This is a genomic window from Nocardia sp. IFM 10818, from assembly GCF_054655275.1.
The window spans coordinates 8119442-8137720 of the sequence record NZ_BAAHJH010000001.1 but is presented as its reverse complement, the minus strand read 5'-3'; the positions used below and the strand labels follow the sequence as shown (position 1 = coordinate 8137720).

Sequence of the window (18279 nt, the reverse complement as noted above, 5' to 3'; positions counted from 1 at the left end):
TGGAGTAAGTTCATTGTCGACACCGGGTACCCGTCAACCGAGACAGAGAAGGTAGGAAAAGTGGCTGCCAGCAAGAGCAAGGGCGCTCCCAACCTGTACGGATCCTTCATCCACTCCGCTCCGGGCGCGTTCCTGGCCAGCAAGCTCGGCCTGCCCCAGCCGGAGAACCTGCGCCGCTACGTCGCCGGCCAGCCGCCGCTGCCCGGCCCGGTGCTGGTCGGCGGTAAGGGCCGCGTCGCCGACGCCGTGCGAAACCTGCTGTCGGACTACACCTTTGTGGACTCCATCACCCCCGGCGTGAAGTTCGGCGGCCTGGTCTTCGACGCCACCGGCATCCGCACCGTCGAGGAACTGCAGCAGCTGTTCGACTTCTTCCAGCCGGCCATGCGCAGCATCGCCGCCTCCGGCCGCATCGTGGTCATCGGCACCACGCCGGAGCTGGCCGCGTCCGTGGACGAGCAGATCGCCCAGCGCGCCCTGGAGGGCTTCAGCCGCTCGGTCGCCAAGGAACTGCTCAAGGGCGCCACCGCCAACCTGGTCTACCTGCACCCCGAGGCCGCCGCCGCGGCCACCGGCCTCGAATCCACCCTGCGCTTCCTGCTTTCCGGCAAGTCGGCCTTCGTCGACGGCCAGGTCTTCCGGGTCGGCAAGGACGACGCCACCGCCCCGGCCAGCTGGGACAAGCCCCTGGAGGGCAAGGTCGCCGTGGTCACCGGCGCCGCCCGCGGCATCGGCGCCACCATTGCCGAGGTCTTCGCCCGCGACGGCGCCACCGTCATCGTCGCCGATATCCCGGCCGCCGGGGAGGCGCTGTCCGCCACCGCCAACAAGGTCGGCGCCACCGCCCTCGCGCTGGACGTCACCGCCGCCGACGCCGCGGAGAAGCTGGCCGCCTTCGCCACCGAGCGCTTCGGCGGCATCGACATCGTCGTGCACAATGCCGGCATCACCCGCGACAAGCTGCTCGCGAACATGGACGAGGGCCGCTGGAACTCGGTCATCAATGTGAACCTGGCCGCGCCGCACCGCATTACCGAGGGCCTGGTCGCCGCGGGCGCGCTGAAGTCCGGCGGCCGCGTCATCGACGTGTCCTCCATCGCCGGCATCGCGGGCAACCGCGGCCAGACCAACTACGGCGCCTCCAAGGCCGGCGTCATCGGCATGGTCAATGCCGAGGCCCCCAATCTGGCCGAGAAGGGCATCACCATCAATGCCGTGGCGCCCGGCTTTATCGAGACCGCCATGACCGCCGCCATTCCGCTGGCCACCCGCGAAGCCGGCCGCCTGATGTCCTCGCTGCTGCAGGGCGGCCAGACCATCGATGTCGCCGAGACCATCGCCTACTTCGCCTCCCCGGCCTCGAATGCGGTGAGCGGCAATATCGTTCGCGTCTGCGGTCAGAGCCTGATCGGAGCATGATGAGCCAGAACCACACGCTCACCGAGGTGCCCAAGGCGGGTGGCCTGTACCTGAAGGCCGCCCTGGGCGCGCTGCCGGTGCCGGGGCTCGCCAACCGCAAGCAGGAGATCCCCGACCGGTCGCTGACCCTCGAAGGGTTCAAGGTCGATCCCGACCACCTGGCCGCCTACTGCCACGCCACCGGGCTGCGGTTCGGCGACGCGCTGCCACTGACCTACCCGTTCGTGCTCACCTTCCCGCTCGCCATGGCGCTGGTGGTGCAGCGCGACTTCCCGTTCGTGGCGGTCGGCGCGGTGCACGCGGAGAACCTGATCGAGCGCACTCGCGACATCTCGGTCTCCGAGCCGCTCGATATCAAGACCCACATCGAGAACCTGCGCGAGCACCCCAAGGGTCTGCTGGTGGACGCCATCAGCGAGGTCAGCGTGGGTCGCGAGCAGGTGTGGCGGCAGGTTACCACCTTCCTGCACCAGCAGAAGACCTCGCTGTCGGGCGGGCCCAAGCCGGAACCCAAGCCGGATGAGGAGCCGCCGCGGCCGCTGCGTCAGCTGCGTGTGGATCAGGGCATGATCCACCGGTACGCGGCCGCCTCCGGTGACCGCAATCCCATCCACATGTCCGCGCTGGGCGCGAAGGCGCTGGGCTTCCCCAAGCCCATTGCGCACGGCATGTGGTCGGCGGCGGCCATTCTCGGCGCCATCGAGGGCCGGATCCCCGAAAAGGCCACCTACGCCGTGAAATTCGGCAAGCCGATCTTCCTGCCGTCCACGGTCAACGTGTACGCCGACAAGGTCGCCGACGGCTGGGACCTCGCCCTGAAGCACCCCAAGAAGGGCTACCCGCACCTCACCGCCACCATCCGCTGAGCAGGCCAAAGGCCAACTCTCGGGGACTCTCAGGGGCAAGCCCCTGAAACCCCGGGAGCCGAGGATCTCGGGCAGGCCCCTGAACCCCGGGGGCCGTGGCGCAGATGCGCCACACGCTCACCAGAGCCGGGGCCGACTAGGGACGAGTAGTCGGCTAACCACGACAAGGCTCTCCGACCCCAGGTAGGGTCGGGCAGCCGACCTCGTCGGCCCCTCAGGGGCGGGACAAGAGCCGCGCTCCGAATCGCCACCGTATGTCGCCACGCAGGGGTTTCGACATCCGGACCGCGAATCGGCGCGCGGCTCTGACGTTTCCGGAATCGATCGCCAGGTGACCTGAACCAGGTGTTGCTGCGGTGAGATGTTCGAGTTTGTGTCGGTGGCCTGGGCTACGTTGTGGTGGTGCAACTTCGCTATAACTTCCGCCTCTATCCCACGGTGGGACAGCAGCAGTTGTTGGCGAAGGCTTTCGGGTGCGCGCGGGTCGCGTTCAACGACGCGCTCGCCGCGCGGATGGCTGCGCATCTGTCGGGACTGCCGTATGTGTCGGATTCGGAGCTGTCGAAGCGACTCACCGAGGCGAAGAAGACATCCGAGCGGGCGTGGCTGTGCGAGGTGTCGTCATGCGAAGGTGGCCGACACACGCCGGGATTGGGCGCACAAACACTCCACGACGATCATCCGCGACAACCAAGCGGTGTTCGTCGAGGACTTGTGCGTGCGAGGTCTTGCTCGTACAAGGTTGGCGAAGTCGGTGTACGACGCCGGGTGGGCGATGTTCATCAGCATGTTGGAAGAGAAAGCTGCCCGATCTGGTCGACATTTCGGAAAAGTGGATCGGTTCTTCCCGTCGAGTCGGCTGTGTTCGCGGTGCGGGGCGATCGACGGGCCGAAACCACTGTCGGTGCGGGAGTGGACATGCACCGCGTGTGGCGCAACCCATGACCGGGATGTGAATGCCGCCAGAAACATTCACGCCGCCGGACGGGCGGAGTGGCTAAACGCCTGCGGAGGGACCGTCAGTCTTTCCGTGTAGCGGAAGGCAAGTCCCTGTGAAACAGGAACCCACCGAGAGCGTCCGCGAGGGCGCTGGCAGGAATCTTCGGCCTCGGGCCGGAGTGGACGTCAAACGTCCTTCTTCTTGCCTGCCAGACCGCGCCAGGCGAGGTTGTCGATGAGATCCACGGCCTCGGCCATATCGACCTGCCCGGCGGCGACCCGGTCGGCGATGGCCTCGCCCGCGCCGATGACCGCGACCGCCACCACTTCGAAATTGGTGCCGGGCTCGGCGTATTTGGCGCTGGATTCGAGCAGTTTGGCGGTCAGCTCGATAATGCGGTCGCGGCTGTTCATGATCTCGGAGGCGAAGGACTGCTGGCCGAGGGCCTGCCGGTAGAGCACCTGCCAGGACAGCCGGTTCTGATCGACATAGGACAGGAACGCCTCGAGGCCGGCGCGGAGTTGCTCGTGCGGGGTGAGTTTGGGGTTGCCCGCGACCGCGACGGCCTCGATGAAGCGCATGCTCTCCCGGTGGATACAGGCCCGGAAGAGTTCGTCCTTGGAGCCGTAGTACAGGTAGAGCATGGGCTTGGAGATCTTCGCCTCGGCGGCGATCGCGTCCATGGAGGTGTCGTGATACCCCTTGCGCGAGAAGACCTCCACGGCGGCATCGAGCATCTGCTGCTCGCGCACAGCGCGAGGAAGCCGTTTCGTTCCGCCTGCCATTCACTCTCCTAGACCGTGCTTGTTCAAAGCAGGGATGAAGCCCCTATCTTACTCCAAGGTAAGTTCCGTGAGTGTGAATTGCCGGTGATTCGCCGACTGGGCCCTCAGCACTGCGGGGCGGTGCCTTTGAACTTTGCCATGCGAAGCACCGAAGCATCCACTTGGTGTCCCGGCAGCCGGCCCGCGGCGACGGCCTGCTCGAGCTGGTCGAGCACGCTCGACACCGCGTCCGTGGTGATCCACAGGGCATTGTCGGCCCCCGCGACCAGGGCGGCTTCCACCGCGTCGGCAATGCCCATGCGGCTGGTGATGGCCGCCATGCCGCTCAGGTCATCGGTGAAGATCACACCGTCGAAGGGCGCCGCACCGTATCCCGCGCCCTGCCGCAGCAGCGCCATCGCCTGCGGGCTGATGCTCGCCGGGATATTCGGCTCGGTGAGTCCCGGCACATCCAGATGCCCGACCATGACACCCGCGCCCGAGCCGATCAGCTCCCGATAGGGCACCAGATCCTTGTCCTGCAGTTCCGCCAGCGGCGGCGTGCGCACCGCGCCGGTGTGCGAATCGCCGGAGCCGGAGCCGTGGCCCGGGAAATGCTTCATGACCGTGCCCACGCCCGCCTCGGTCATGGCGCGGATATAGGCGCCCGCGTACTCCACCACCACGGCCGGATCGTCGGAGAAGGAGCGATCGCCGATCACCGAATCGGCGGGCTGGCTGCTGACATCCACATCGGGCGCGAAGTCGACGGTGATGCCGAGGGCTTTCAACTTCCGGCCCCGGTCCAGGCTGAACTGGTAGAACTCGTCCGCGCTCATGGTCGGCGGGATCTCCCGCGCGGCGGGCGCCGGGCCGATCAGATCCTTGACTCGCGAGACCCGGCCGCCCTCCTCGTCGATGGTCACCATGAGCGGGGTGCGCGCCGCGGCCTTGACCTGCTCCATCTGCCCGCCGGACAGCATGGACTTATCGGTCCAGCCGCCGATGAAGATGCCGCCGACCTGCTCGGTCGAGATCACGTTCTCCGCGTCCGCGGCCCCGGTCACGCCCACGGTGAGCAGCTGGGCCAGCTTCTGCCGCAGCGTGAACTGCGCCAGATAGCCGGCCGCGCAGTCCTGCTGCCCGGTCGTGGTCGTGGGCGCCGTGCTGCTGTCGGATTCGGTACTGCCGGTTGCCGATTCGTTGGAGGGGGCGGAGCCGCCGCCCGAGCAGGCGGTCAGCATGACCGCGGTCATTGCGAGGACGATCCCCGGGACAATGCGCATGCCCCCGACGGTAGCTGGCCGTGCGCGCCGCGGGGTGCCAAGGGCCGCTTACTGCTTGGGCAGCTCGTGGTGGCCGCCGAAGGCCTGGCGCATGGCGGACAGCACCTTGTCGGCGTAGAGGGCATTGCCGCGCGAGGAGAAACGCTGGAACAGCGCCGCCGACAGCACCGGCGCGGGCACGCCCTCGTCGATGGCGGCGTCGACGGTCCAGCGGCCTTCACCGGAGTCGGAGACGCGGCCGCCGAAGGAGTCCAGGCCGGGATCGGCGTGCAGCGCGGCGGCGGTCAGGTCGAGCAGCCAGGAGGCGACCACCGAACCGCGCCGCCACACCTCGGTGACCTCGGGCACATCGATGTCGTACTGGTAGTACTCCGGGTTCTCCAAGGGGGTGACCTCGGCGGAGTGCTCCTGATCCTGCTGTTTGCCGACATTGGCGTTGTGCAGGATGTTCATGCCCTCGGCGTAGGCGGCCATGGCGCCGTACTCGATGCCGTTGTGCACCATCTTCACGAAGTGGCCCGCACCGGCCGGGCCGCAGTGCAGATAGCCCTGCTCGGCCGGACTGGGCTCGCCGGTGCGGCCGGGGGTGCGCTCGGCGGCGTCGACGCCGGGGGCGATGGATTTCAGCAGCGGTTCCAGGTAGGCGACGGTGTCGGCCTCGCCGCCGATCATCAGGCAGTACCCGCGGGTGCGGCCGAACACGCCGCCCGAGGTGCCGATGTCGACATAGTGAATACCCTTGGGGCCGAGCGCCTTCGCGCGCTTGATGTCCTCGTGGTAGCGGCTGTTGCCGCCGTCGATGATGATGTCGCCGGGTTCGAGCAGACCGGATAGTTCGTCGATGACCGCGCCGGTTGCGCCGGCCGGGATCATCACCCAGACCACCCGGGGCGTCTCGAGCATGGCCACGAACTTGGGCAGATCGGTGGTCCCGGCGAAGCTGTCGCCCAGCTCGCCGGTGAGTTCGTCGATATGCGGTCGCTGGCGCTCGTAGCCGACCGCGGTGTGCCCGTCCGCGACGATGCGCCGCACGATATTGGCGCCCATCCGGCCGAGCCCGATCATTCCGAGCTGCATGACTCATCTCCTCGTGTCGGTCTCACTGCCTGGTTGCGGCAACTTGTCCGATTGTCCCAGGTTCGCCGGGCGGAAGATTTTTCCGGTCTCGTCGAGAAGGTGTGTAACGCGCTCGAGCGGGCATCGATAGACGGGGTGGCTCCGTGCTGTTGCCAGACCCCCGACCCGGCAACCGCACGGAGCTCTCTTCGTATCCGGGTGAGCAGTTGCACAGAGTTTGCTGTCGGCCTGGCCGAGACGCGCATGTCGGTGTTGCCCATTATGGTGGGCGGTGAACTCGCGCTGTGTGAGTCGGCATTCAACCATTGGGAGGATGGTTCGTGACCAGCGGTAGTCCCGGGCGGCATTCGCGTGTGCGCAGCGCCGCCGAGGAACCAGCGTCCGGACGGCAGATCCTGAACTCCGCGGCCGTACGCCGCGCCGGAATCGCGGCGGGTGTGCTGATGGCGGCGGGCGGGCTGGCCTTCGCGGTGGATTGGTCGCTATCGTCCGGCGAGGTGCCGCGCGGGGTGCAGGTCGCGGGCATCGATATCGGCGGTATGGACCGGGAATTGGCGCAGTCCCGGCTGGAGACCGTGCTGAATCAGCGCGCCGCGCAGCCGCTCACGGTCCAGATCGGTGATGTGCGAACCGAATTGGTGCCGCGCGCGGCCGGACTGTCGGTGGACTGGGACGGCACCTGGGAGCGCATCGGCAGCCAGCCCGTGAATCCCCTCACCCGCCTGGCGTCGTTCTTCACCACGCGCACGGTGCAACCCGCCGCAGTCATCGACGACGCCGCCATGAGCACGCAATTGGAGACGCTGCGAGCGCACGACCGGCAACCGGTGGAGGGCGGCGTGGTGTTCGAGGACGCCAGACCCGTGCCGGTGCAGCCGGTGCCCGGTCGAGTACTCGACGTCCCCGCGGCCCGCGTTGCGCTGGCGGAACACTGGGCCGACGGACCGGTGCTGGAGCTGCCGGCCGTCGAAACCCTCGCGACGGTCCGCGCCGAGGCGGTGGACCGCGCGCTGCGCGAGAAGGCCGCCCCCGCGGTCGCCGCGCCCATCACCTTCACCGGCAAGGGCGGCAATGCCGTCCTGGAGCCCGCGCAGATCGCCGGCGCGCTGTCCTTCCAGCCGGACGGCGAAGGCGGACTGAAACTTTCGTACAACTCCGAGGCGCTCATCGCCGCCCTCGAACCCCAGCTGAAGCCCACCGAGGTGGAACCCAAGGACGCCACCTTCAACCTCAGCGGCGGCCGCCCGACCGTGGTCCCCGCCGTCGTGGGCGACACCATCACCTGGGACAAGACGCTGGAATCCTTTGACACCCTGGTGGTTTCCGCCGGCGACCGCTCCCGGGCCGTGGTCTACGAACAGGTGAAGCCCAAGCTCACCACCGAGGACGCCGAGAAGCTCGGCGTGGTCCAGATGGTCGGCACCTTCACCACCAGCGGATTCAGCGGCCCCTCCGGCGTGAACATCAAGGTGGTGGCCCGCCAGGTCAACGGCGCGGTGGTGAAACCCGGAGAAACCTTCTCGCTCAACGACTTCACCGGCCCGCGCGGAGTCGAACAGGGCTATGTCGAGTCCGGCATCATCGACAAGGGCCGCCCCAGCACCGCGGTGGGCGGCGGCATCAGCCAGTTCGCCACCACCCTCTACAACGCCGCCTATTTCGCGGGCATGGAGGACGCGGGCCACACCGAGCACAGCTACTACATCTCGCGGTATCCGGCCGCCCGCGAGGCCACCGTCTTCGACGGCGCCATCGATCTGAAGTTCAAGAACAACACCCCCTACGGTGTCTTCATCGAGACGGCCACCACCGATTCCGAGGTGACTGTCCGGCTGTGGAGCACCAAAACCGTTGAGGTGGAATCTATTACGGGGGACCGCACGAAACCGACGGAGCCGCAGACCATTACCCTTCCCAAGGGGAAGGAATGCATCGCCACCGAGGGCGCGCCCGGATTCACCACATCCGACACCCGCGTCATCAAGGACATCCGCACCGGCAAGGAGATCTCCCGGACCACCCGCACAGTGAAGTACGACCCCATTCCGGTGGTCAAGTGCGAGTAGGCCCGGACAGCGCCCCGGCCTGCGGTTTCGGGGGCAGCGGCCCGGGCTGAACGTACTTACACTGGGGATTCCGGCGCTCGCCCCATCGGGCGGGCCGGGGATCAGGGGAAGGGGTTGATGTTGTCGGCGGTGCACATCTCGCGGGCGGACAGGTGCGCGATGGTGCGAACCTGGTGGCGAGATCCGGTCGACTACACCTGGCTGGTGCATCGGCTGGAGGCCCGCGGTGCACTGGGCAGCTTCAAGATCGTGGTCGCGACCGGTGGCGCGATGATGTTCGTGATCTCCATATTGACCTGGATATCGCCCGCCGGCCCGTCCGGTCTCACCGGTCAGGTGGTATTCGGCTGTGTGGCTGCCGGGGCCGGGCTGTGGACGCTGTACTGGTGGATCGCGCCGTGGCCGAGCGCGAACACCTCGCTATTGCTACTGGGCGGCGCCGATGTGCTCGTGACGGCCGCCTGCCTGATGGACCGCAACCGCGTCTACGGCTCACTCGGCGCCATCCTGCTGGTGGTCACCGGCGGCTACCTGACCTTCTTCCACGGCCCGCGGGTGCTGGCCGCGCACACCATCTGGTCACTGCTGTCGGTGCTGACCCTCAGCACGCTCATGGTGATCACCGATACCGGTGACCTGGCTCTGGCCCTGTCCATCATCCTGATCATGGCGGCCGCCACCGTCCTGGTCCTGCCCGCCCTGCAATTCCTCTACTGGCTGCTGCGCACCGACGCCCTGTCCGACCCGCTGACCATGCTCCTCAACCGCCGCGGCCTGGACTACTACCTGACCCAGTGGTTCGACTCCGGCGCGGACGACCCCATCGGCGTCATGATCGTCGACCTGGACCGCTTCAAAGCGGTCAACGACACCTACGGCCACTCCGCCGGCGACGAGGTCCTCGTCCGCGCCGCCCGCTGCCTCCGCTCCTCGGTGGACCCCGGCGCCCTCGTAGCCCGCAGCGGCGGCGAGGAATTCGTCATCATCACCCACCTCAACCGCGCTGACGCCCGCACAGCCGCCGAACGCATCCGCCGCGCCATAGCCACCGCCACCGGAACCCGCACCGCCATCACCGCCAGCATCGGCATAGCCGTCAACGACACCCCCGAACCCCGCCTCACCCCCGACCAACTCCTCCGAGCCGCGGATTCCGCCATGTACCAAGCGAAAAGCCTGGGCGGCAACGCCGTGATCATGGCCGGCGCCGAGTTGTCATAGGAAGCAAAAAGAACTGCGGCCCGGATGCATCCGGGCCGCAGTTCTTTTCAGGTATTGCTCAACCTCAGAAGGCGGCTTCGTCGAGCTCCATGATGTCGTTGTCGAGGTTCGACAGCACGGTGCGGATCGAGGTCAGCTCGGGCAGCACATTGCGGGCGAAGAACTGCGCGGTGGCGACCTTGCCGGTGTAGAACGGCTCGGTGGAACCGTTGTCGAGCGCCTTGATGGCGACCTCGGCCTGCACCAGCAGCTGCCAGCCGATGAGCAGGTCGCCCACGGCGAGCAGGAAGCGCACCGAACCCAGGCCGACCTTGTAGAGCTCCTTCGGATCCTGCTGGGCGGCCATCAGGTGCCCGGTCAGGGTGGCGGCCATGGCCTGCACATCCTCGAGGGCGGTGGCCAGCAGCTTGCGCTCGGCCTTCAGGCGGCCGTTGCCACCCTCGCGCTCGATGAACGCCTGCACCTGGCCGGCCACGTGGGCCAGCGCCACGCCGCGGTCGCGGGCGATCTTGCGGAAGAAGAAGTCCTGCGCCTGGATGGCGGTGGTGCCCTCGTACAGCGAGTCGATCTTGGCGTCGCGGATGTACTGCTCGATCGGGTAGTCCTGCAGGAAGCCGGAGCCGCCGAAGGTCTGCAGCGATTCGGTCAGGTACTGGTAGGCGCGCTCGGAGCCGACGCCCTTGACGATCGGCAGCAGCAGATCGTTCACGCGGAAGGCGACATCCTTGTCCGCACCCGAGACGAGGTTCGCGATGTCCTCGTTCTGGTGGGCGGCGGTGTAGAGGTAGATGGCGCGCAGGCCCTCGGCGTAGGCCTTCTGCATGGCCAGCGAGCGGCGCACGTCCGGGTGGTGGGTGATGGTGACGCGCGGCGCGGTCTTGTCGGTCATCTGGGTCAGGTCGGCGCCCTGCACGCGGGTCTTGGCGTACTCCAGCGCGTTCAGGTAACCGGTGGACAGGGTGGCGATGGCCTTGGTGCCCACCATCATTCGAGCGTTCTCGATGACGTCGAACATCTGCGCGATGCCGTTGTGCACCTCGCCGACCAGCCAGCCCTTGGCGGGCACGCCGTGGCCGCCGAAGGTGACCTCACAGGTGGCCGAGACCTTGATGCCCATCTTGTGCTCGACATTGGTGACGAACACGCCGTTGCGCTCACCCAGGGTCTGGGTCTCGAAGTCGAAGTGGTACTTCGGCACGTAGAACAGCGACAGCCCCTTGGTGCCCGGGCCGGCGCCCTCGGGGCGGGCCAGCACCAGGTGCATGATGTTCTCGAACAGGTCGTCGGAGTCACCGGAGGTGATGAACCGCTTGACGCCCTCGATGTGCCAGGAGCCGTCCTCCTGCTGGATGGCCTTGGTGCGGCCGGCGCCGACGTCGGAGCCGGCGTCCGGCTCGGTCAGCACCATGGTGGCGCCCCAGTTGCGGTCGGCGATGATCTGAGCCCACTTCTTCTGCTCATCGGTGCCGTTGTTGTAGAAGACCTGCGCGAAACCGGCGCCGGCGGCGTACATCTGGGCCGGCGGGTTGGCGCCGAGGATCATTTCGCCCAGGGCCCAGCCGACGACGGACGGGGCGCCGAGGCCGCCGAGCTCCTCGCGGACGGGAACCTTGGACCAGCCGGCGTCCTCGAGGGCCTTGTAGGACTTCTTGAAGGATTCGGGGAGCGTGACCGTGTGGGTCTCCGGGTCGAAGGTCGGCGGGTTGCGGTCGCCGTCGACGAAGGAGTCGGCGAGCGGGCCCTCGGCCAAGCGGCGGACCTCGTTCAGCATTTCCTTGACGGTGTCGGCGTCCAGGTCGCCGTACGCGCCCTCGTCCAGCAGCTTCTGAATGCCGAGGACCTCGAAGAGGTTGAACTCGAGGTCGCGGACGTTTGCCTTGTAGTGACCCATGGTCGTACTCACTCTCCATTGAGATGGGTGCGGTTCGGTTGGTGCCGTTCCCGCCCGTTAGGTCTCCACCGGGTAGACACCGTAAAGCAGCGCTACTGGCGGGTAACTTATGCGCCATGTTACCGACGGGTAGAACCGTCGCCAAGGTGATCACGGGCGATTGTGACGAGAAGCACGCGCGTTGCTCGGCGGCGCGTTTCCGTTGAGCCCGAGGCGATCCCGGAACCGCAGGTAGGGGCGGTTCTCGCCGGGCCGCGCGCGCCGTTGTGAGATCACCGACAGGCCCGGTTACCGTGCGCTATGCGCATCGAAACGAGTGCCGGACCGGCCGAGGTGGAGATCGACCGGCCCGCGGGCGGGACGCCGCGGTTCCTGTTGCTGCTCACGCACGGCGCAGGGGGCGGCAACGATGCGAAAGACATTCTGGCAGTGCGGGATTCGGCCGTGGCGCGGGGCGGCGTGGTGGCGCTGGTGACGCAGCCGTACCGGGTGGCGGGACGGCGCGCCCCCGGCAATGCCGAGGCGCAGGACACGGCGTGGCTGGAGATCGTCGCGGCGCTGCGCAAGAAGACGGTGCTGAAGACCAAACTCGCCGCGCTGCCCTTGATCCAGGGCGGGCGCAGCAATGGCGCGCGGGTTGCCTGCCGCACCGCGCGGGAGGCCGGGGCGCGGGGAGTCGTCGCGTTGTCCTTCCCGCTGCATCCGCCGGGCAAACCGGAGAAGTCGCGGCGGGAGGAGCTGCTGGCGCCGGGCGATATCGAGGTGGTCGTGGTCAATGGCGCGCGCGATCCGTTCGGGATTCCGGAGGCCGCCGATGCCGCCGAGGTGCGGGTGATCGCGGGCCAGGCGCATTCCTATCGCGCGGGATTCGACGAGATCGCCGCGGCCGTCGCGCCGTGGCTGGAGCGCTGGGCCGCGCCCTGAGCGGCGCTGTCGGCGCAGCCGTTCCCAGCCCGCGCACGGCCGGAGCGAAGGCCGAAGGCGGAGGTACGCCTAGTCCTCCAGCGCCAGGGGATCTTCGGGCGGGACGGGACCCGGTTTGGTGGCGACGACCAGGGCGTCGATGGCGTCGCGGTGCTCGGTGGGCCGGGCGATGCGTTCGGCCACGCGAATGCGGATCTCGTCGCCGGCCACGCTCAACTCGTCGACGATGTCGTTCGGGGTGAACAGCCGGTCGGGATCCTGTTCGCCGCCATAGCCTTCGGTGCGGTTGAGGGTGTCGTTGCCGAGGATCAGCAGTGTGCCCTCGGGGGAGAGCATCTCGACCGCGCGCAGCAGCAGGGTGCGGCGGTCGGCGCCGGGAAGTTGCAGGAACACCATGAGGATGAGCTCGTAGGGCCCGGTGAGATCGGTGCCGTCGAGCTCGGTGACGTCGGCGCAATGCCAGCTGATGCGGCCGCGCACCGACCGGGACAGCCGCGAGGCCACGGTGCGGCCCTTGTCGATGCCGGTCTGGGAGAAGTCGACGGCGTCGACCTGCCAGCCGTGGGTGGCCAGCCAGAGCGTGTTGCGGCCGTCGCCGCAGCCGAGGTCCAGTGCGCGGGGGAGTTCGGGGCGCGGCTCGCCGACGGTGAAGGGGCCCGCCGGCAGCCGGCGTTCGAGGCCGAAGACCTGCTCCACGACGGTGTCGCTGGGCGGTGCGCCCCAGACCAATTCGGTGCGGGCGTAGTGCTCGTCCCACTCGGCGGCGTCCATGCCCCGAGTCTATGGGCTGGGCCCGCACACGATTCGGCCGCGAACACGCGGGGTGTTCGCGGCCGGATCGATGGGACTCAGAGCGTGGTGCGCATGAGGATGACGTTGTACTGGCTGTGCACGGTGGTGAGGAAGTACAGGTCACGCCCGGTCTGGTACGGGAAGATCGACGGCGCGTAGGCGCTGGGCAGTTCGCGGGTGTCGATGAGCACCTCCGGGCCGCCCCACGGGCCTTCCGGGTGCGGGGCGCGGTACATGACCACCGAATTCCACGGATCGGTGGTGAGCATGATGTATTCGCCGAGGTAGTCGTTCCACATGACCGACATCTCGGAGACGCCGCCGCCGATGACGGGCGCGGCCGCGTTCACATCGTCCTTCACCCACTTGTCGCCGTTCCAGTATTCGTAGGCGGCCAGATCGCCGATGGCGGCCTCCGGAACACGCGCCACGAACGCGGGATTGTTGCGCCCGGAGGCGGTGCCGTATTCGTAGACGAAGCCGTCGGCCTTGAGGAAGGCGTTCATCTGGAAGTTGCTGTTGCCGCCGTCGTCCGGGCGCCGGGTGGCGGGCAGTTCCATCCAGTTCTCGCCGTTGTCGCCGGAGACGGCGAGGCCGGAGAAATTGGTGGTCCATTCGCCGACGTCGTCCCAGGTCTTGACCGACATGAGGCTCATGTACTGGACGCCGCCCACCGAGATGCCGGCGGTGGGAATGCGGCTGATCTCCAGCCACGGAATCTTGGGGCTGGGAATGAGATCGCGCGCCTGGCCGAAGATATCGCGCACGACGCTGTCGAAGTAGATGCCATTGGCGGGGTTCTGGGTGTGCGAGCGCACCAGAATGTTCGAGCGCCACGCCCAGGTGCTGCCGACCAGCAGATTCGGGAAGCCGAGACCGGCGGTGTCACCGAAGGCGGTGAGCATTTCGCCGTGCCCGTTGTCCCACATGATGCCGAGGTCGGTGCCGAGCACATTGTAGTTCTGGGTGTTGTTGGGGCTGGCCATTCCGGTGACCTGGAAGACCGCCTTGGAACGTCCGGGCAATTGCGGCAAACCATTGGTGCCGTTGAGCACCGGGATCGGATTGATGGCATTGGGGTTGGCTGCGGCCGGGGTGGTCACGGTAAGGAGCAAGGCCGTGGCACCTGCTATCGCGGACAGCAGCAGGGGGGCGGTCTTGGTCAATGCGGTGCTTCCTCCGAGTCTCGCCGAATGGTGTGCGCGGACCGGACCGTATGTGACGGGCCGCACAAAGTGTTCGACTCGCTGGCAAAGTGTGAAAATGCTAACAGCGTTACCCCGGAGGTTGGGGTTCCAAACCGGATTGTTTGCAGTGAGTTCGCTTACTTTTGCGAATTCGAGTCCTGCTCAGTGCGAATTCGATCCTCGGTTCAGGGCTTGCCGGACGATCAGAGGCAGCTGTGTCGCACGTTCGATCGACAGCGTACGGCGAACCGACGCCTGCCACGTGCGATCGAAGAGCTTCTTGGCGGCCGCCACGGCATGCGCCGGACGCGCGGCGATCCGGTCGGCGAGCTTCTCCGCGGCCGCCCGTGGATCCGCGGAAACCTCGGTGACCAGGCCGATTCGCTCCGCATAGCCGGCATCCACCGGATCGGCGGTCATGGTCAGCAACAGGGCCTGATCAATGCCGACCAGGCGCGAAAGGGTCGCCGCGCCGGTCATGTCCGGAATGAGACCGTGCTTGGCCTCCATCACCGAGAATTCCGAATCCGGTGTGACGAACCGGAAATCGGCGGCCAGCGCCAGCTGCAGGCCGCCGCCGTAGCAACGTCCGTGCACCACCGCGATGACCGGCTGCGGCAGCCGCCGCCACGCCCAGCACGCCTCCTGGAACACATTGGTGCCGCGCCACGGCAGCGGGACGAAGGCGCGCAGCACGTCGAGCGGATTGCCCATGGCCTTGGCGATATCCAGGCCGGAGGAGAAGCTGGGGCCGTTGCCGGACAGGATGACCACGCGAATATCGCTGCGCCGCGCGATGACTCCGGCGAGGCGCACCAGTTCGCGCAGCATCTCGATGGTGAGGCCATTGTGCTTGTCCGGCCGGTCCAGCGCGACGTAGGCGCGATCGCCGTCCACGGTGAGGGTGACATTGGTGCTCACGGTCGTTCCTCCGGGTCAGAGCTGGTCCAGTAGCAGCCGGGCGCAGCCGGCCGGATCGTCGTAGAACGGCGTGTGGCCGCTGCCGGGCAGCGTGACATGCCGTGCGCCGGGCAGCACTTCGCGGGCGCGCCGGGCTTGCGTGGCGTAGGTGAGCAGAATGTCACGGTTGCCCCAGGCGATGGTTACCGGGATATCGGCGACGGCGCTGCGATCGGGCAGCCGGAAATCGGTGAAGGAGGCCAGCGCGGGCTCGAAGCCTTCGGAGGCGAGCAGGGCCTCGACGGTGGCGACCGCGACGTCCGCATCGACCGCCCACGGCTTGCCGAGCACCAGGCCCATGAAGGTCGTCCGCCCGGCGAGGGTGCCGAGCAGGCCGGGGACCGCCGGGCGCAGCACCTTGCTGAGGTCCTTGGCGCGGCCCAGGGCCTGCTGGCACCAGATGCGGCCGGGCTTGTCCCAGAATCCGATCGGCGAGTACGCGGTGACGGAGCGGGCCAGCCCGCGCGCGGCCAGATCCAGCGCGATGCCGCCGCCCATGGAATTGCCGCCCAGATGCGGTCTTTCGATGCCCTGCTCGTCCAGAAAGCCGACCAGGGCGTCGGCGAGGGTGGACACCGTGGTGTGCGGCAGCGGTTCGCTGCCGCCGAAGCCGGGCAGATCGACCGCGATGACATCGAAGGATTCGGCGAGCGCGCCGACAATGGGCTCCCAGACCTGCCAGCGGCTGCCGACCCCGTGCACGAGCACGAGCGGTTCGCCGCTGCCCGCGCGGAAGTAGTTCAATGTCGTCATCGTCGACTCCCCGGAAATGGTCCCTGCGGTCTGACCCTAACAGCGGTTTACGCACGGCCAATTGAGGTTTTCGGCCCCACATGCCACCCCTTTCGAGAGCTCCGGAAAGGGCCGTCCGGCGGTACGATAAAAGGTATGGCAACCCGGAAAGTGACCTTGTCGCTGGACGCGGCGGCCTGGTCGTATGCGGAGCAAGCAGCCGCTCGTGCGGGCATGTCGCCCTCGGCGTGGATTTCCCGCGCCGCCCGGCGCGAAGCCGTGCGCACGGGCTGCCTCCCCGGCCCCGACCCGGTCGACATCGCGGAAGCCGACGAGCAAGAGCGCGCCGCCGCGGAGAAGGAGCTGCGTGCGCAGGGGTGAACTCTGGGTCTATCACCCACACGGCACTCGCAAGACACGCAACATCATTCTCATCAGCAGTGACGGCATCAACGAGTCACCGCGTCCCTGGCTGATCGCCGCCGAGGTGGAGGCCGAGGATCCGCAGGACATCCTGGCCGTGCCCATTCCCGGCCACGGCTGGGTGCACGCCGGGAATCTGGGCCGCATCTATCGCGGCTGGCTGGCCCGGCGCATCGATGCCGTCGACGCCGAGACCGCGGATCGGATCGACACAGCGCTGCGCGCGGCCATGGATCTGTGAGATCGTCTCTCCGGCATATCCAGTTCCGTGAGAAACGAGGAACCCGTGCGTATTTCCCTGCTCGCCGCCGCGCTCGTCGCATTGCCGTTGCTGGCCGCGTGCGGCAGTGACGACAAGGCGCCGGACATCACCCCGGCGGAGGTGTCGAAGGCGCTGCAGGCGGGTGGTCTCAAGGATGCGGCGCTGGCCGACTGCGCGGCACGCATCTATGTGGAGCAGGGGATTTCGCAGGACGGGCTGCGGTTGATGATCAAGAATGATCAGAAGGCCGCCACCGCCACCAATATGGAGGAGCTCGGCATGACCGGCGAGGACGCGGACAAGGCGCGCGCGGCCACCAACAAGATCGTCGGGGAATGCCTGAAGAAGTGAGCTGATCGCGCGGTACGGCCCTGGGGGCCTGCGGTTTTAGCGATCCATTGCCCGATCCCAAGCGGTCGCGCCCACTCTCTTGGGTGATGTGACGAGCCGTCACCCAGGAGATCCGAGGGACTGCGATGAAGAAAACCGTTGCCGCCGTGGCATTGCTGGCGCTGCCGGTGCTGGCGGCCTGTAGCACCGAGGAGTCGTCGACGCCGGCGGGACCGGTCGCCGCGCCCTCGACCTCGGCGGGGGTGACCTCCGCGCCGGTCACCACGACCTCGGGCGCACCGGCTGCCGTCGTGCCGCCCACCACGACCGCGCCGGGCGGCGTCACGACCGCCTCGGGCGGTGCGGTCGCGTCCGGCGTCCTGACCTCCGAGCAGATCTCGAAGTCGTTGCAGGACAAGGCGAAACTGAATCAGCAGACGGCGAATTGCATTGCCGACATCTATATCGAGGAAGGCATTTCGCACAGCGGTCTGGGCAAGATCATCGACGAGGGCTACAGCTCCGGTTCGATCACCATCAACCCGGCCACGCTGGGCCTGTCCAGCGATGACTTCCGCAAGGTCAGCAAGGCGACCAGTCGCGTTGTCTCGGAATGCGCCTGAGCGATCAGTCGCGGCGCCAGGGCAGGCGCAGCGGTTCGCCGGGAATGTCGCCGGCGAGCAGTCGTTCCACTAGTCCGGCCAGGCCGAGCGGGAAGACGTGATCGGATGTTTCGCGCAGGTCCGGCAGCGCCCACCAGCGGTGGCCGGACAGCGCCCTGCGCTCGATCTCCTCGTGGCCGGAGATGTCCACCTCGAAGGCCGCGGCCCGCACGAAGAAGTAGGAATCGGTCGCGTCGTAAACCGTGCCGTCCTCGGCCGACCACTGTCCGGCGCTGACCGCGACCACCGAGCTCAGCTGTGCGCGCTCGATGCGATATCCGGTCTCCTCGAACAGTTCTCGCACCGCGCCGTCCTCGAGGCTCTCCCCGGGGTCGAGCCCGCCGCCCGGGGTGAGCCAGCCCGGATCGGGTTCGAAGGGCGGCGGCGGCTTGAATCGGAAGAGCAGAACGCGGTCGTCCGGGTCGACGAGGATGACCCGGGCCGTGGCGCGCTGGATTCCCATGTGAACGATCTTAT

Annotated in this window: 19 protein-coding genes and 1 pseudogene; 11 read left to right on the top strand and 9 right to left on the bottom strand. The window is 67.7% G+C overall.

Going from position 1 to position 18279, the window contains the following annotated elements; genetic code table 11:
- Window positions 1-60 precede the first annotated feature (60 nt).
- The 4 genes and pseudogenes from ACYQ5L_RS37670 (at window position 61) to ACYQ5L_RS37655 (ending at window position 3321) form a co-directional block, all read left to right on the top strand.
- Window positions 61-1419: a 3-oxoacyl-ACP reductase gene (locus tag ACYQ5L_RS37670; protein WP_459962993.1), complete on the top strand. Its 1359-nt coding sequence runs from the start codon at window positions 61-63 to the stop codon at window positions 1417-1419.
- Window positions 1416-2285, top strand: coding sequence for a MaoC family dehydratase (locus tag ACYQ5L_RS37665; protein ID WP_459962992.1), 870 nt, complete (start codon window positions 1416-1418; stop codon window positions 2283-2285). The genes ACYQ5L_RS37670 and ACYQ5L_RS37665 overlap by 4 nt, the downstream gene beginning before the upstream one ends.
- Before the next feature lie 396 nt (window positions 2286-2681).
- Window positions 2682-2753: pseudogene (locus ACYQ5L_RS37660) on the top strand (helix-turn-helix domain-containing protein); the annotation flags it as partial.
- A gap of 73 nt (window positions 2754-2826) precedes the next feature.
- Window positions 2827-3321 carry an RNA-guided endonuclease InsQ/TnpB family protein gene (locus ACYQ5L_RS37655; RefSeq protein WP_459963661.1) on the top strand — a complete coding sequence of 165 codons (495 nt, stop codon included), beginning with the start codon at window positions 2827-2829 and terminating at the stop codon, window positions 3319-3321.
- Between the two features lie 89 nt (window positions 3322-3410).
- Here ACYQ5L_RS37655 and ACYQ5L_RS37650 read toward each other — a convergent pair whose 3' ends face one another.
- The 3 genes from ACYQ5L_RS37650 to gnd form a co-directional block, all read right to left on the bottom strand.
- Window positions 3411-4010, bottom strand: coding sequence for a TetR/AcrR family transcriptional regulator (locus ACYQ5L_RS37650; RefSeq protein ID WP_459962991.1), 600 nt, complete (start codon window positions 4008-4010; stop codon window positions 3411-3413).
- A 104-nt stretch (window positions 4011-4114) separates the two neighbouring features.
- On the bottom strand, window positions 4115-5275 hold the full coding sequence (locus tag ACYQ5L_RS37645) for a glycoside hydrolase family 3 N-terminal domain-containing protein (protein ID WP_459962990.1): 1161 nt from the start codon (window positions 5273-5275) through the stop codon (window positions 4115-4117).
- A gap of 48 nt (window positions 5276-5323) precedes the next feature.
- Entirely contained in the window at window positions 5324-6352 is a 1029-nt protein-coding gene (gene gnd / locus ACYQ5L_RS37640) for a phosphogluconate dehydrogenase (NAD(+)-dependent, decarboxylating) (RefSeq protein WP_459962989.1), read from the bottom strand.
- A gap of 320 nt (window positions 6353-6672) precedes the next feature.
- On the opposite strand from gnd, the gene ACYQ5L_RS37635 reads away from it, so the two are divergent.
- Window positions 6673-8418: a VanW family protein gene (locus tag ACYQ5L_RS37635; RefSeq protein ID WP_459962988.1), complete on the top strand. Its 1746-nt coding sequence runs from the start codon at window positions 6673-6675 to the stop codon at window positions 8416-8418.
- A gap of 159 nt (window positions 8419-8577) precedes the next feature.
- Entirely contained in the window at window positions 8578-9639 is a 1062-nt protein-coding gene (locus ACYQ5L_RS37630) for a GGDEF domain-containing protein (RefSeq protein WP_459962987.1), read from the top strand.
- A 64-nt stretch (window positions 9640-9703) separates the two neighbouring features.
- Here ACYQ5L_RS37630 and ACYQ5L_RS37625 read toward each other — a convergent pair whose 3' ends face one another.
- Window positions 9704-11530 carry an acyl-CoA dehydrogenase gene (locus ACYQ5L_RS37625; protein ID WP_459963660.1) on the bottom strand — a complete coding sequence of 609 codons (1827 nt, stop codon included), beginning with the start codon at window positions 11528-11530 and terminating at the stop codon, window positions 9704-9706.
- A 300-nt stretch (window positions 11531-11830) separates the two neighbouring features.
- Between ACYQ5L_RS37625 and ACYQ5L_RS37620 the strand changes: the two genes are divergently transcribed.
- The gene (locus ACYQ5L_RS37620) at window positions 11831-12454 is read left to right on the top strand and encodes an alpha/beta hydrolase family protein (protein ID WP_459962986.1); all 624 of its coding nucleotides are present in this window, start codon (window positions 11831-11833) and stop codon (window positions 12452-12454) included.
- 69 nt (window positions 12455-12523) lie between these two features.
- Here the strand turns inward: ACYQ5L_RS37620 and ACYQ5L_RS37615 are convergent, their stop codons facing one another.
- From ACYQ5L_RS37615 to ACYQ5L_RS37600, 4 genes are all read right to left on the bottom strand, one after another.
- On the bottom strand, window positions 12524-13225 hold the full coding sequence (locus ACYQ5L_RS37615; RefSeq protein WP_459962985.1) for a methyltransferase domain-containing protein: 702 nt from the start codon (window positions 13223-13225) through the stop codon (window positions 12524-12526).
- Between the two features lie 77 nt (window positions 13226-13302).
- The gene (locus tag ACYQ5L_RS37610) at window positions 13303-14412 is read right to left on the bottom strand and encodes a DUF4185 domain-containing protein (protein WP_459962984.1); all 1110 of its coding nucleotides are present in this window, start codon (window positions 14410-14412) and stop codon (window positions 13303-13305) included.
- Between the two features lie 183 nt (window positions 14413-14595).
- Window positions 14596-15354, bottom strand: a complete 759-nt coding sequence (locus ACYQ5L_RS37605) for a crotonase/enoyl-CoA hydratase family protein (protein ID WP_459962983.1) — start codon at window positions 15352-15354, stop codon at window positions 14596-14598.
- Between the two features lie 15 nt (window positions 15355-15369).
- Window positions 15370-16146, bottom strand: coding sequence for an alpha/beta fold hydrolase (locus ACYQ5L_RS37600; protein WP_459962981.1), 777 nt, complete (start codon window positions 16144-16146; stop codon window positions 15370-15372).
- Between the two features lie 135 nt (window positions 16147-16281).
- Between ACYQ5L_RS37600 and ACYQ5L_RS37595 the strand changes: the two genes are divergently transcribed.
- From ACYQ5L_RS37595 to ACYQ5L_RS37580, 4 genes are all read left to right on the top strand, one after another.
- Entirely contained in the window at window positions 16282-16506 is a 225-nt protein-coding gene (locus ACYQ5L_RS37595) for a hypothetical protein (protein ID WP_459962980.1), read from the top strand.
- Window positions 16493-16789 carry a hypothetical protein gene (locus ACYQ5L_RS37590; protein ID WP_459962979.1) on the top strand — a complete coding sequence of 99 codons (297 nt, stop codon included), beginning with the start codon at window positions 16493-16495 and terminating at the stop codon, window positions 16787-16789. Before ACYQ5L_RS37595 ends, ACYQ5L_RS37590 begins: the two co-directional genes overlap by 14 nt.
- A gap of 45 nt (window positions 16790-16834) precedes the next feature.
- Window positions 16835-17161, top strand: a complete 327-nt coding sequence (locus ACYQ5L_RS37585) for a hypothetical protein (protein WP_459962978.1) — start codon at window positions 16835-16837, stop codon at window positions 17159-17161.
- A 125-nt stretch (window positions 17162-17286) separates the two neighbouring features.
- Window positions 17287-17763: a hypothetical protein gene (locus tag ACYQ5L_RS37580; RefSeq protein WP_459962977.1), complete on the top strand. Its 477-nt coding sequence runs from the start codon at window positions 17287-17289 to the stop codon at window positions 17761-17763.
- Between the two features lie 4 nt (window positions 17764-17767).
- Here ACYQ5L_RS37580 and ACYQ5L_RS37575 read toward each other — a convergent pair whose 3' ends face one another.
- A complete protein-coding gene (locus tag ACYQ5L_RS37575) occupies window positions 17768-18265 on the bottom strand; it encodes an NUDIX hydrolase (protein WP_459962976.1) in 498 nt (165 codons plus the stop codon).
- Window positions 18266-18279: the final 14 nt, after the last annotated feature.